Annotated in this window: 17 protein-coding genes; 4 read left to right on the plus strand and 13 right to left on the minus strand. The window is 46.9% G+C overall.

Annotation, left to right across the window (positions count from 1 at the left end; genetic code table 11):
• Positions 1-403: ubiquinol-cytochrome c reductase iron-sulfur subunit (petA, locus tag C5684_RS03250; RefSeq protein ID WP_104639413.1), on the minus strand; the 403-nt coding region annotated here is incomplete at its 3' end.
• A gap of 173 nt (positions 404-576) precedes the next feature.
• Between petA and C5684_RS03255 the strand changes: the two genes are divergently transcribed.
• The gene (locus tag C5684_RS03255; protein ID WP_199764482.1) at positions 577-1,350 is read left to right on the plus strand and encodes an NAD+ synthase; all 774 of its coding nucleotides are present in this window, start codon (positions 577-579) and stop codon (positions 1,348-1,350) included.
• Positions 1,347-2,267 (plus strand): tetraacyldisaccharide 4'-kinase, encoded by a 921-nt coding sequence (locus C5684_RS03260; protein ID WP_006016372.1) that lies wholly within the window; start codon positions 1,347-1,349, stop codon positions 2,265-2,267. Before C5684_RS03255 ends, C5684_RS03260 begins: the two co-directional genes overlap by 4 nt.
• Here C5684_RS03260 and C5684_RS03265 read toward each other — a convergent pair.
• From C5684_RS03265 to C5684_RS03320, 12 genes are read right to left on the minus strand one after another with little or no spacing between them, the layout of a single operon-like run.
• Positions 2,254-2,586: a hypothetical protein gene (locus C5684_RS03265; protein WP_013890002.1), complete on the minus strand. Its 333-nt coding sequence runs from the start codon at positions 2,584-2,586 to the stop codon at positions 2,254-2,256. The two genes, C5684_RS03260 and C5684_RS03265, sit on opposite strands and share 14 nt — an antisense overlap.
• A complete protein-coding gene (locus tag C5684_RS03270; RefSeq protein WP_013890001.1) occupies positions 2,573-3,877 on the minus strand; it encodes a DHH family phosphoesterase in 1,305 nt (434 codons plus the stop codon). Before C5684_RS03270 ends, C5684_RS03265 begins: the two co-directional genes overlap by 14 nt.
• Positions 3,877-4,620 (minus strand): 7-carboxy-7-deazaguanine synthase QueE, encoded by a 744-nt coding sequence (locus tag C5684_RS03275; RefSeq protein ID WP_006016380.1) that lies wholly within the window; start codon positions 4,618-4,620, stop codon positions 3,877-3,879. The genes C5684_RS03270 and C5684_RS03275 overlap by 1 nt, the downstream gene beginning before the upstream one ends.
• A complete protein-coding gene (locus tag C5684_RS03280; protein ID WP_013890000.1) occupies positions 4,621-5,235 on the minus strand; it encodes a 6-pyruvoyl trahydropterin synthase family protein in 615 nt (204 codons plus the stop codon).
• A 1-nt stretch (position 5,236) separates the two neighbouring features.
• Positions 5,237-5,902 (minus strand): hypothetical protein, encoded by a 666-nt coding sequence (locus tag C5684_RS03285; protein ID WP_041602937.1) that lies wholly within the window; start codon positions 5,900-5,902, stop codon positions 5,237-5,239.
• Positions 5,903-5,910: 8 nt separating this feature from the next.
• Positions 5,911-6,687: a 5'/3'-nucleotidase SurE gene (gene surE, locus C5684_RS03290; protein ID WP_006016388.1), complete on the minus strand. Its 777-nt coding sequence runs from the start codon at positions 6,685-6,687 to the stop codon at positions 5,911-5,913.
• On the minus strand, positions 6,684-7,550 hold the full coding sequence (locus C5684_RS03295) for a polyprenyl synthetase family protein (protein WP_013889998.1): 867 nt from the start codon (positions 7,548-7,550) through the stop codon (positions 6,684-6,686). Before C5684_RS03295 ends, surE begins: the two co-directional genes overlap by 4 nt.
• Complete coding sequence (locus tag C5684_RS03300; RefSeq protein WP_233708642.1) at positions 7,547-8,542, minus strand: DUF7488 domain-containing protein; 996 nt, start codon at positions 8,540-8,542, stop codon at positions 7,547-7,549. The genes C5684_RS03295 and C5684_RS03300 overlap by 4 nt, the downstream gene beginning before the upstream one ends.
• Before the next feature lie 25 nt (positions 8,543-8,567).
• Positions 8,568-8,870 carry a YbaB/EbfC family nucleoid-associated protein gene (locus C5684_RS03305; RefSeq protein ID WP_013889996.1) on the minus strand — a complete coding sequence of 101 codons (303 nt, stop codon included), beginning with the start codon at positions 8,868-8,870 and terminating at the stop codon, positions 8,568-8,570.
• Positions 8,863-9,225 (minus strand): aspartate 1-decarboxylase, encoded by a 363-nt coding sequence (panD, locus tag C5684_RS03310; protein ID WP_013889995.1) that lies wholly within the window; start codon positions 9,223-9,225, stop codon positions 8,863-8,865. The genes C5684_RS03305 and panD overlap by 8 nt, the downstream gene beginning before the upstream one ends.
• An 8-nt stretch (positions 9,226-9,233) precedes the next feature.
• Positions 9,234-11,450 (minus strand): AAA family ATPase, encoded by a 2,217-nt coding sequence (locus C5684_RS03315; RefSeq protein ID WP_104639415.1) that lies wholly within the window; start codon positions 11,448-11,450, stop codon positions 9,234-9,236.
• 8 nt (positions 11,451-11,458) lie between these two features.
• A complete protein-coding gene (locus C5684_RS03320) occupies positions 11,459-11,875 on the minus strand; it encodes a universal stress protein (protein WP_006016402.1) in 417 nt (138 codons plus the stop codon).
• A gap of 106 nt (positions 11,876-11,981) precedes the next feature.
• Here C5684_RS03320 and bioD point away from each other — a divergent pair, with 106 nt between their 5' ends.
• On the plus strand, positions 11,982-12,641 hold the full coding sequence (gene bioD, locus C5684_RS03325) for a dethiobiotin synthase (protein WP_104638515.1): 660 nt from the start codon (positions 11,982-11,984) through the stop codon (positions 12,639-12,641).
• Positions 12,642-12,671: 30 nt separating this feature from the next.
• Positions 12,672-13,232 (plus strand): dCTP deaminase, encoded by a 561-nt coding sequence (dcd, locus tag C5684_RS03330; protein ID WP_104638514.1) that lies wholly within the window; start codon positions 12,672-12,674, stop codon positions 13,230-13,232.
• The last annotated feature ends 208 nt before the right edge of the window (positions 13,233-13,440 follow it).

The following is a 13,440-nucleotide window of genomic DNA, read 5'->3' on the forward strand; positions in this document are numbered from 1 at the left end:
GGGGTGTTCCGGGTATATTCACCCCATCAGGGGTGAAAAGACCCCCATGGCAGGGGCACAAAAACCCCTTATCAATAGATTCAAAATTGGGGATACAACCCAAATGCGTGCAAATCTGCACCCCCACGGTGAAAACCCCATCATTGACTTTAAAATCCCGCTTGGCATCAAATTTCATATCTGCTTTTTTCTTGATGATATAAACGGGCTTGCCTCGCCATGCCACGCTAGAAAACTCCCCCTCTTTCATCCCCCCCACATCCACGGTGGTAAAACCCGCCGACACCACGCTAGGCAAGGGGTCCCAAGTCTTTTTCATGGCGACCAAACTAGCAAGTGCGCCCACACCCGCCACACCTGCAAGTGCCATGCCTAAAAAATCCCGACGATCTATCTCAGCCATCATCTCTCCTATGTCTATTTTGCAAAATATGATTTTACAACGAAAAACTTAATCTTATCCCCTTTTAAGCCTCCCCAAGATTGGCAAAAGCTGTGTTAAAATCCCAAGCAGTTAAGCCAGTTGGCTATTTGCAAAAGGATGCCTATTTGGAAAAAGAAACGCAACAAACCACCATGCCAAGCCCAACACACGATACACTCCACCAACTCAGCACCTTTTTACAAAAACAAAGCACACAGAGGGGGTTTAAACGCGTGGTGGTGGGCTTGAGTGGGGGATTAGATAGTGCGGTGGTCGCCCTCTTATGCCATGGGGTTTTTAAGCAAAATTGCCATGCCCTCATCATGCCCGCACTCACCTCTAACCCCCAATCTCAAGATCACGCCCTCTTGCTCTGCAAGCGTTTTAACATCCCCTTTAGCCTAGCCCCCATCCAAGATCACCACCAACTTTTTAAGCACAACCACCCCCAAGCCAACTTGACACGGCAGGGCAATTTTTGCGCGCGCATGCGCATGATCTGCCTTTATGATTACTCTTTAGCCCACCAAGCCCTAGTGGTGGGCACGAGCAATAAAAGCGAGCGCATGCTAGGCTATGGGACGATCTTTGGGGATTTGGCATGCGCGATCAACCCCATCGGGGATCTCTTTAAAACCCAAGTCTATGAACTCGCCCGCATGCTAGAAGTCCCACAAGAGATTTTAGAGAAAAAACCCAGTGCGGATTTTTATATTGGGCAGAGCGATGAAGCCGATTTGGGTTTTAGCTACGCCCAAATTGATCCGCTTTTATTTGAGATCAGCCAAAGATGGGCACATGCCGATCAGATCGATTGTGCTTTATTGGTGCAATTAGGCTATGACCCACTCTTGGTGGCAAAAATGGTGGGGCGGGTGCAACACAATGCCTTTAAGCTAGAACCCCCCTTGATCTGTGTGCTATGACTTGGCTAGAACACTACTTTTATGCGCCCAGTCTATCCCAAAAGATTTTAGCCTATTCTCTTTACCCTATCTCTTTGATCTATGCTCAGATCGCCACGCTCAAGCGCGCCCTTGCCCATTATGAGGATTTGCACATCCCCATTATTAGCGTGGGTAATTTGGTCGCGGGGGGAAGTGGCAAGACCCCCTTTATTTTGGAGATCGCCCAAGATTTAGCCCCGCTTTACCATGTGGGGGTGATCTCTAGGGGGTATGGGCGCAGCTCTCAGGGTTGCCAAGTGGTGAGCTTTCAAGGAGAGATTTTGATCCCCCAAATTCAAGCAGGCGATGAGGCGTTTTTGCTCGCTACCCAGTTAAAAAAAGCTAGCGTGGTGGTGAGCATAGATCGCAAAGAGGGCATTTTGCAAGCTAAACAATTAGGCGCACAAGTGGTGCTTTTAGATGATGGCTTCCGCTTTGCTTTTAAAAAGTTAAATATTGTGCTCAAGCCAAAATTAAAACCCTATTTTGATTTTTGCTTGCCTAGTGGGATTTATCGCGAGCCTGTTAGCTGTTATGATCTAGCCGATTTGCTCATTGAAGAGGGGCTAGATTACCAACGGGAAGTCAAATTGCTCTGCCCTAGTCCTAGAATGCTCTTGGTGAGTGCGATCGCCCACCCTAGCCGTTTAGACCCCTATTTGCCCCCAGTTGTGGGCAAACTCTACTTCAAAGATCATGCCCGCTTTGATCTTGACTTATTGCAAAAAGCCTTTAAAAAACATGGTGCGACCTCTTTGCTAGTAACCCCCAAAGATGCGATCAAACTGGCTGATTGCCCCCTGCCCTTAAGCGTGCTGGATTTGCGTTTGCTCATCAAGCCTGCCATTAAAACCAAAATCTTGGAGTATGTCAAAACACAGCTCAAATCTCTTTGATTCCCAAACATTTTAATTCCCGATCCACATAGTCATAAGTGCCAACCACGCAGATTTGCCCCCCAATAATCAATGTCTCTTCGGGATTTTCAAGCCCATGGAACCACCATTTACACACCAAAGAGGCACTAGTATCGGCTAGCTCCAAATGCAAATGCGCCTTAGAACGCCTCCCTACATAATTCCAACAATTCAAAACCGCACACACCTCAAATAAAGGCTCTTCATTCCCCACGCCATAAGGTTCGCCCTGCTGGTAGAGCTGGATAAAGCGGGGATCATAAAGGGTGGCGATCTGATCCACTCTAAAGCATGCCATCTAAAAACTCCAATGCTTTTTGAAAATCCCCCATGCCCTCAAAGACCACCCCACAAGCTAACTTATGCCCCCCGCCACTCACCCCAATGCCCGCTTGTTTCATGCCCGCTAACAAGGCGATCAAATCGGGCTCTTTGGAACGCAAGGAGGCTTCAATCTCTGTGCCTTGATAGCGCCAACACAGAGCGAGCAAACAGCCTTGTTCTAAAATTTGATTAGCAATCACGCCTAAAATCCCTCTAGGCACAGCACCGCCTGCATGAAAAAGGCGTTTTTGGCGCACAATCTGTAGGCTTTGCTTGATCTGGGCAACTAATTCCTTACGCCTTTGGTTGGTTTCTAAAAGTAATTGGGCGTAGTGGGCGTTGGGCGTATTTTGGGAAAGAAAATCCACCACCAAATTACAATGGCAAAACCCCTCAATCCCATCTAAACGCCCAACCGCATTGATGAGTGGGATCACATCCCATGCTAGGGTTGCTAGTTTGTAGGGGTTTTTATAGGGGCTTAGGGCGTAGAGTTGTGCCAAATTAGCGGGCATGCTCTTTTTTAGGTTGGCATCCATGCGTTGGACAAGTTGCCGGTTATAGGGCATGGATAAATCCATTAAATCCCCAATCGTGCTAATACCGGCTAAAATCTGCATGTAGTGCAGGTGATCTAGGCGCATTTTGATCTGGTAGTGCTTGGCATAGGCAAGCACAAGCAAGTAAGCCACGCACGCCCCACTAATGCCCTTAAAATTATGCTGATCGCTTAGCAAAGGATGCACGAAGGCATCGCATTTGGGCACACGCCCCTCTAAAAACTCGTGGTGATCGCTTAAAATCAAGGTGCTTTGATAAGATTGGAGCATGGCATGCACCTCATCGCTAATCCCCGCACCATTATCGATAGTTAAAAATAGGCTATTATCCAAATTGAGCTCTTGCCCCCCCTTAATGCCCCCTGCAACATACACCTCACCCACCAAACGCCTTTTAGTGGCGTATTCCTCCAAGAGGGGCACGCTCACAGCGTAACTATCCACATTGCGGCGGGGGATAATATAATGCACTAAGGGGTAGCCTAGCACCTCCCTAAAAAAATACAGCACAAGGGCTGTCCCGCTCATGCCATCACAATCATAATCACCCACCAAGATAATTTGTTGTTGATTCTGTATTGCCTTGTGCAACAACTCAAGGGCTTTGAGCCCATCACCCATCAACAAGACATCATCTAGGCTAAACTTATGCTTGCCATCCTCTTGGCTAATTTTCTCAATATGGGCTTGAAACTGCGCTAACATCAACGCCCCTTGGCATTGTCCCACAAATGGATATGCAACCGATCGCTCAAGCCATAACCATGTTGCAAGCACGCGGGAGCAAGGGCTTTTAAGTTGGCTTGGACTTGGGCATGGGTGATACCCATAGGCATTAAATAAATGGGGGGCGGGGTTTTAAAGCTCAAAGTTTCCATCATGGCTTGGATTTCTTGAATGCCTTGTTCCACAAAGGGCATGCCCAGCACGAATTTAAACACCACAGGGGCGTGATCCAAGATATTTTGAATCGCCCTTACATCTAATCTCTTAGGCGCGCTCTCAATAAAGCTTAACTTCACACTCAAAGTAAAATGCAAGGACTCTAAAAGAGAATCAAAAGCAAACAACACGCTCCCATTGCTCTCCACCCAAATTGTAAAGCCCTCTTGCACCCACACACTTAAAGCCTCTAGCAAGATCGGGTTTTTAAAATGCAAACTGGGCTCGCCCCCGGTTAGGATAATCAGGGGTTTTAAAGCTTTTGGCATGAGGGCATGGACACGCTCTAAAAGTGTCTGACTCTGTGTGATCTCTTGCCACTCTGCATTAGGATAGACCGCATAGGCGCTATCACACCCGATCACCTCTTGTTGGTTGATCACGCTTTTAACCCCAAAGCCCTTACAGCGCAAATTACACCCCCCCAAGCGCACAAAAACACTAGGCAAACCTATACACAACCCCTCGCCCTGCAAACTATAAAAGGTCTCTACAAGGGGTAGCATTTAGATTTGTCTTAGGGGTGGGGGGCTTTTAAAGGGCTTGGGGGATTTGGGGTTGGCATGGTAGTTTTTAAGTTGCTCTAATAAAAGCGGGTTGGGTAAGTCTTGCAAAATAGCCGGGGAGAATTGCACGCTGTGCAAGCCAATACCTGCCATCAGATCGGGATTATGCAAATCCTCTAAAAAACTTTGGGCGTAGCCATAATTAGTTTCATGCACCCGGACCGAACTCACGCTTAAGGGGGCTTCTGCATTTTGCAAGGTAGTGGCTTGTAAAATGGCATTTAAGAAAAAATGGAACATCAAGGCGTAGCCCTCGGCACTGGGGTTAAAACTGAGCTTGGCATAGCGCGCGCTGTGGGTGGTGATAAAATCTTGAAACTCTGGGCTTTCTTGATCCCAAAAATGGTGGGCGTGATCGAAGGCATCAATAAAGCTAGCAATCTCTTGCTTGAAAATGCCAAAATCTAAAAGCATGCCCGCATAATCGAATTTGTGGGCTTCAATGAAGACCTCTAGGGTGTAGTTATGCCCGTGTATGCTGGTGGCACACCGCTTGGAAGTGCAATTACGCACCACATGGCTAGCGCAAAAGCCAAAGGATCGCCTAATTTGCATATCAACGCTTATAGCAAGGGAGATATACGGGTAATTGCTCAAAGTAGCGGTAATGCTCGGAGCGGGTGAAATCAATGCGCCTAATGGTGTTGGCGATCAAGTCTTGATAAAGCGCATTGTAACCGCAAGTGTTGCCTATAACGCTCCCATCGATGTAGAGCACGCGTTTTTGCAAGACATTATCCCACCAATCCAAGATAAAATGCGATCCGGCTAACATTTTGCTATAGGCAGAAAACCCATTGATGGCGTAGTAATCTGTGGGGACATTGGTGCAATAAAACTGCCCGCCATGCCAATAGCAATGATTGCCCCGGGCGCGATCGATCAAAGTATAATGGTAGGCATAGACGGGCAAAGCCGCAATATTGCGCACCACATGGACATAGATCACATTTTTAGCTTGCGCAACCGGGTAGTCCTGCATGGAAAAGACATTGTAAAAGCCTAGTTGTTGTAACTCCAAGACAATCAAAGAAATATAAAAGGAGCTGACCATGTCCTCTTTGTCATAAACCACCACAATGGGGGCTTTGGCATTGAAGATATATCCCCCCCTCACTTCCGAAAAATAGCCCATATTCAAGCGATGACACCCGCCCAACAACAGCAAAAACGCTAGCAAAATCCAAACTTTCATGCGGGCTATTCTACTATGTTTTGGCATTTTTGCGGTTAAACCCACTCTTGCAACATCTTTAAATCGGCATAGCTTGTCATGTTTAGCGTGATGGGTGTGATGGAGACAAAGCCTTGGGAGATGGCTAAAAAATCGCTCATTAAATCTGGATTGCGCTCCTCCCATTTTAGAGGGTTGAGCCCGAGCCAACAATATTGCTTGCCCTTGGGGTCTTTTTTGAGATGGACATTATTTTCATAGAGGCGCACGCCTTTTTGGGTGATGGCAATCCCCTTGCACTCTGAAAAGGGGATTTGGGGGATATTCACATTGAGTAATTTTCTTTGCCCCACAAAGGGGAAACCCTTTTTGAAAATGAGCTCCACCAAATGGCATGCCACCTTTTTAGCCAAACTAAAATCATGGCTACCAAAGTTGGCGCGATCCTTAATGCATTGGGAGAGTGCGATGGAGGGGATTTTGTGGATTGTGCCCTCAATGGCACCGGCTACCGTGCCTGAATACAGCACATCCTCGCCCATATTCGATCCATGATTGATCCCAGAGATGAGCAGATCAAAGGGTTTTTGATACATGGGGATTGCCAAACACACACAATCACTGGGCGTGCCATCATCTACGCGATAATAATCTAGACCCACTTGTTCGATGCGCAAAGGCGAACTGATGGTGATCCCATGCCCGCAAGCGGATTTCTCATTCTTGGGCGCGACCACCACCACTTGGGCGATCTCGCTCAAAGCGTCTCTTAGGGCCAACAAGCCTCTGGATTCATACCCATCGTCATTGGTGAGCAAAATAGAAGGTTTCATGCCAACTCCTCTAAGAGTGCGGTAAGGTTGGATGTTAGGGGGAGCGGGAGGTTTTGTAATTTCTTTAAGATTTGGGTTTTGAGCTGGGCTAGGTAGTCTTGGGCTTTTACCAGCCCCAAGAGATTGACATAATTATTTTTAAAGGTGTCTAAATGCGTGCTCTTGCCCGATTCTTGCGGGCTTTGGGTGCAATCAATGATGTCATCTCTGACTTGGAAAAATAACCCCAGTTCTAGCCCCAAATCAAAGAGGGTTTGGGGGAGGTTGGGGGGGGCAAGTGCGCCCACACACAACGCACCCATTTTGAGGCTAGCAGCGATGAGTTTGGCGGTTTTGAGCGTGTGTAGGGTTTCTAGCTCTTGGAGTTTTAAATGCTTGTGCTCAAAGTAACAATCTAGGGCTTGCCCTAAGACCATGCCATAAATCCCGCCACAATGTGCCAGCGTGGCAATGAGTTCCACTTTGAGATCGCTAGCTAGATGGGCTTGGCTAATCAAATAAAAAGCATGCGTGTTGAGCCCATCGCCCACCAAGACCGCACTGGTTTCATCATAGTGTTTGTGTAAAGTGGGTGCTCCCCGCCTCAAGTTGGCATTGTCCATGCAGGGCAGATCGTCATGGATTAAAGAATAGGTGTGTAACGCCTCTAGGGCAAGGGCGATGGGGAATAGAGATGTTAAAAAACTCTCTTGGGGCTTGAAAGCATGGGCGGTGGCTAATAATAACTTGGGTCTAAAGCGTTTGCCCCCATTTTCTAACATCTCCCAAAAGGCGCATTCTAAAAAGGGGTGGAAGGTGTTTAGCTGGGGTTTGGATTCTTGCAAATAACGCTCAAAGGCTTGGTAAAGGTGGGCGGTTGTCATAGGCGGATATAAAACTCCAAACCTCTTCTTAAAAGCAAGAGCTCGATACGCCCTTGCATGCGGGCATGGCTTAGGGCTTCTTGCAAGGCGCGCAATTTGTGGGCGTGGCTGGCGCGCTTGGGGGCGATGGGCTTGTGGTTGATCCACACCAGTTGATCGCCCACTTTCAGCGTGTTGAGCGGGGCAGGGAGGCGTGCAGCGCGTGCTGTGATCACCAAATCGCTATCTAACACGACCCCAAAGCGTTCTAAAAAGGTATCGGGCAATAAAAACCCGCCATGCCTTTTATCCACACGCACATGCAAGATTTGGGACACGCCCCTGCGTTTGATGGTAACGCGCGCCTCACTCTGATAAGCCAAATTACTCACCACCCATTCAAAACGCGCGCTATTGGGGATGGCTTGGTTATTGATGTGGGTGATCACATCGCCCTCTAAGAAAGGGTTATTTTTAAAGAAGGGATCGACTAACTCCACCACTAAAGCCCCGCTTGATCGCACCCGCACGCCAATATCGCCATAATAGGGGGCATTTTGGGATAAAAAACGCTTGATGTATTTGCTCTCAATGAAGGCATGCGGGTCTTTGCTCTTAAAGCCCACGCCATAGATTTGGTAGCAAATATTGCCCACCACCCCATTAGGTGCAATGGGGGTTGAAAAGCGCGCATGCCCTAAAAAGCGCTCCTGTCTTTTAGTGATCGTGCCCACTCTGGCATAGGCTTTAGAAACGCTTGCCATGGGGTATTTAAACGCCTCGGGGCTAATGTCTAAAAGGTGGTAGGCAAATTTAGTGTAGGGGGCTTGGATCAGATAAAACCCAATAAAGGGGTCTTTTTTGAGGATACGCACGCCCTTAGGGGGGGTGGTGGAGTGCAGGAAAGAAACCTGCCCTCTTTGCCAAAACAAAGAGACACTATTAGAGTGGCTGGCTAGTTGGTAGTATTTTTGGCAATGCGAAAAGTCATAGGCATGGATGGCGCTACACAATAAGAGCCACAACCCAACCCACCTTTTATTTCTCAAAGGGATTAAAGCCCCCCAGCATGCCCAAAGCCGAAGATTTGCGGTTTTCCTCCACACTCTTATAGACCTCGTTTAATGCGCTCATCAAATAAATTTGTAACGCCTCTTTGTCTTCTAGCAAGCTATCATCAATTTGGATATCCAAAAGCTCACCCGCACCATTCATAGAAACCTTGACGAGCCCGCCCCCACTTTTGGCACTAAAAGAAGCGTTTTTGTTCTTTTCCTCGATGCTTTTGAGCTGTTCTTGTAAATTAGAAAATAACCCGCTTAGTTGGTTGAGATCAAACATCATTCTCCTTGATTTGGTTATTATCCCCAACAAAGACAATAAAGGGCTGGTGCTGGCGCACTTGTTCTAAGTCCATCAGAGCATAGGCGACAATGATCACCACATCGCCCACATGCACTAAACGACTGGCTGCCCCATTGACACAAATTGTGCCCTCTTCTTCGCTCACAATGACATAGGTTGTGAAACGCGCACCATTATTGACATTGAGCACATCGACTTTCATCCACGGGTGCAAGTGGGCTGCTTGGGCTAAAGATTTGCCAATGGTGATTGAGCCTTGGTAGTTGAGGTTGGCATCGGTAACAACAGCGCGGTGAATCTTGGAATAGAGCACTTCCACGGATACGGGCATGCAACTCCTTAAGGGGTATTGGGGATTTTTTGGCTCTTGGCGCGTTTGAGTGTAGGGGGTTTGCAAACAACTTGGATTTCTTGATTGCGCAAAACAATCTTGGCACTCCCGCCTTCTTTGAGCCCGCCAAATAAAATTTCATCGCTCAATTTGACCTTAATTTGATCGTGGATGAGTTTTTCCATCACCCGCGCACCCAAAGGGTCTTTAAAACACAAAGAAGCCAAGTGCGAGGCAACTTGCTTTTCCACGCCCAAACTGATATTCTTGGGGCTCAAGAGGACTTCTAATTTTTTGCACTCTTTGAGTGCCACACTCTCTAGATCATGCAGACTGAGCGGACTAAAGGTCAAAATGGCATCTAGGCGTGAGCGTAACTCTGTGCTGAGGAGTTCTTTTAAAGCCTTGTGGTATTTTTGGGTGTGATCGTCTAAAAAGCCCACATGCCCTAGTGCATTGCTCCCGGCATTGGAGGTTAAGATCAACACGGCATGCCTAAAATCGCTCTTTTTGCCACTATTATCAGTCAGTGTGGCATTATCGGTGATTTGCAAGAGCAGATCATAGACATTGGGGTGGGCTTTTTCAATTTCATCTAAGAGCAAGACACAGCGGGGGTGTTTGCGGATCGCATTGACCAATAACCCGCCTTGTTCAAACCCCACATACCCCGAGGGTGCGCCGATGAGTTTAGAAAGACTGTGGGGTTCTTTATATTCGCTCATATCAAAGCGTTCCAAGTGCAAATGCATGTGCTTGGCGAGGGCTTTGGCAAGCTCAGTCTTGCCCACGCCACTAGGGCCCACAAACAAAAAGCTAGCGATGGGCTTTTGACTAGAGATGAGCCCAGAGGCGTGGATTTTAATGGCTTTAACCAAGCGTTCGACTGCCTCATCTTGGGCAAAGACTTCTTTTTTGAGCTTGTCTTCCAAACCTTTGAGGTGGTTTTTCTTTTCTAGGCTGATACGGGACTTGGGGATGTCGATTTTAAAAGAGAGCACATTTTCAATGTCTTGTTTTAAAATGGGAGCACTGCCCTTGCTCCCATAGATTTTTCTAAAGGAGCCTGCCATATCCATTAAATCAATGGCTTTATCGGGCAAAAAGTTTTCAGGCAAGTAATGCACCGAAAGATCCACGCAAGCGCGTAGTGCCTCTTTGCTGTATTTAACTTGGTGGTGGCGTTCATAGTGGCTAGAAAGATCGTCTAAAATCTCATAACAATCTTGCTTGGAGGGTTCTAAAATATCAATCTTGCTAAAGCGGCGGCAAAAAGCCTTATCTCTTTCCAACACGCTCCTAAATTCCTCAAAAGTAGTCGCACCAATGCAACTCAAACTCCCATCAGCCAGCATGGGTTTTAAGATGTTGGCTCCATCTAAAGCCCCCGCACTAGAAGCCCCTGCACCTAAGATCGTGTGGATTTCATCGATAAATAAAATGCTCTTGTGATCCTTGTGTAACTCTTTGAGGGTCTTTTTTAAGCGTTTTTCAAATTCCCCGCGGTATTTGCTCCCGGCTACCATAGCACTTAAATCTAATGAATAAATCGTGTGGTTGAGTAAGAAATCGGGGACATCTTTTTGCACGATCTTTAAAGCCAACCCCTCAGCAATGGCGGTTTTACCCACACCGGGCTCACCCACCAATAAGGGGTTATTCTTCTTACGCCGCCCCAAAATCTCGATCACCTTTTGGATTTCCTTGTCCCGGTGGGAAACCGGATCGATGGCATCTTCTTTGGCTAGGGCGTTGAGGTTTTTAGCAAATTTTTTGAGTGCAGAAACTTTTTCTTTGGAAAAGGAGAGGGGGGGGTGTTCTAAAATTTTAATGGAATCAACCCCAAAGGAGCTTAAAACCCGTGTGCTATAACAGCCACTCTCTTGCAACATCACCAAGAGAAAATCTTGCACATCTAGGACCTTGTGGTAACTCTCTTTGGTGTAGTCGCCCAGTGCATAGAAAATTTGGGTCAATTCTTTATCGTAAACGGGGCGTTTGCTCTGTGCATCCATTGGGGGGACATTTTCCACCAAGTAAGTTTGCACCATTTGCTTGGCTTCCAAAATATCCACATCCATTTGCCTTAAAAAGCTTTGGATTTCCTTATCATTGAGCATGATTAGCAAGAGATGCTCGGGGGTGAGGTATTTGTGGGATAGTTTTGTGGCTAGGGCTAGAGCGGCGTTTAAGATGCGGTGTAATCGGGTGGTGATAGAGGACATAATGATCCTTACTTGGCAACCAAGACTGGGATGGGGGAGTTGTCAATAAAGCTATTTTGGTGGGAGCCAAAGATTTTATAAAATGTAGAAGACTCGCTAGCCCCAATCACCAGCAGATCAAAACTGGGTGCCATCTCTAAGATCACATCGACCGGACTCCCTGTTTTGAGCACGCTCTCGCACGCAATCCCCTCTTGCTTGAAGAGCTGGATAAACTCCTCTAGAAGATGGTTAGATTGCTCGTTGGCAATGAATTCGGTTTGGCTATAGTTCATGATCCCACTCTCTGGATAGACCAACACTTCTGGGCTCACATGCACCAAGGTCAAATGCACATCTTTAAACTCAGCAAACAATCTAATCGCCACATCTACACCGCTCCGGCATTCCTGCGTCTGGCTGATCCCAAAAAGCACTCTAAGCATGGGCATCCTTAAGAATTTTACAAGCATTATAAAAAAGTTAAGCTAAAAGTATTGTTAGTTTGGGGTATCATATCTAGGATCAAAGAAAAATACCAAAAGGATAACCATGTATGCGCCTATTTTTGTGAGTGCCACCAACACAGAGATTGGGAAAACCACGATCGCCAAAGAGCTAGCTGGGCTTTACAATAACAAGGGGATCAAAACCCTCTTGGCTAAGCCCATTGAAACGGGCATCAATGCCAAACAAGAACACAGCGATGGGGCGATTTTCCTAGAAGAGAACCTAAAGATCGATAACACCTTAGAACTTAGCGATATTAGCTTTTACCGCTATGTTTTGGGTGCAAGCCCCTTTGTGGCTGCGCGTTTTGAGCCCCACCTCCCGCCCATTGATTTCAAAGTGATCGAACACAAATTAGACAAGCTGCAAAAGCATTGCGATTTGCTCATTATCGAGGGCGTGGGCGGGTTATTAGTGCCCTTAGATGAAAAAACAAAGGTGGTCGATTTGGTGTTGCATTTAAAGGCTAAATTATTGCTGGTGGCTAGCGATCGGTTAGGCACCCTTAATGATCTCTTGCTCAATCATAACTACCTCACTACCCACAAAATCCCATGCCACACCACCATTAACATGCAAGACAAACGGCTTTACTACCAAATCAATAAGCCCTTTATCGATCACTACAATGCTACGCTCAAAGAACCCATCTCCATTTTCCAAGAACATGCCCCCATCCTCTTGGATCGCTTGCTGGCTTAGTGTTATAATTCTCAAAAACGAAAGGTTGTTATGGGCTTAAAAGCGGACACTTGGATTAAAGAGATGGGCGAAAAGCATGCCATGATCACCCCCTTTTGTGAAAAGCAAATCAGCAAGGGGATTATCAGCTATGGGCTTAGTAGCTATGGCTACGACATTCGGGTCGGCACGGAGTTTATGCTCTTTGAATTGGGGCAGGGCGTGATCGATCCAAAAAACTTTGATCCCACGCTGGTAAAGAGTATGCACACTAAGGATTTTATCACAATCCCCCCCAACGCCTTTGCGCTCGCCCATAGCGTTGAATACATCAAAATGCCTAAAGATGTGCTCGCTATATGTCTGGGCAAAAGCACCTATGCCCGTTGTGGGATCATTGTCAATGTTACCCCCTTTGAACCTGAATTTGAAGGGCATATCACCATTGAGATTTCCAACACGACTTCACTGCCCGCAAAAGTCTATGCTAACGAGGGCATCGCCCAAGTGGTGTTTTTACAAGGCGATAGTGTGTGCGCCACCAGCTACAAGGACAAACAAGGCAAATACCAAGGCCAACAAGGCATCACCCTACCCAAAGTGGGGCTATAGGTTTTCTAGGAAAACGCCCTTAGTGGTGGCACGAGCACCATGGTTTTTGGATGTATCATTTATTGACATACTCTCCCATAACTAAAGTTAGGGGATTCTAGCTTTAGTGGAGATCGCGGCTTCAAGCAGGATAGCTCCGTTTGGAGTCTTACATTCCCTATTCCAAAGGTTGATGCCCCAACCCCAAGGGTATTACCCCTTGATTGCA

Source organism: Helicobacter bizzozeronii (assembly GCF_900196775.1).
GTDB lineage: Bacteria > Campylobacterota > Campylobacteria > Campylobacterales > Helicobacteraceae > Helicobacter > Helicobacter bizzozeronii.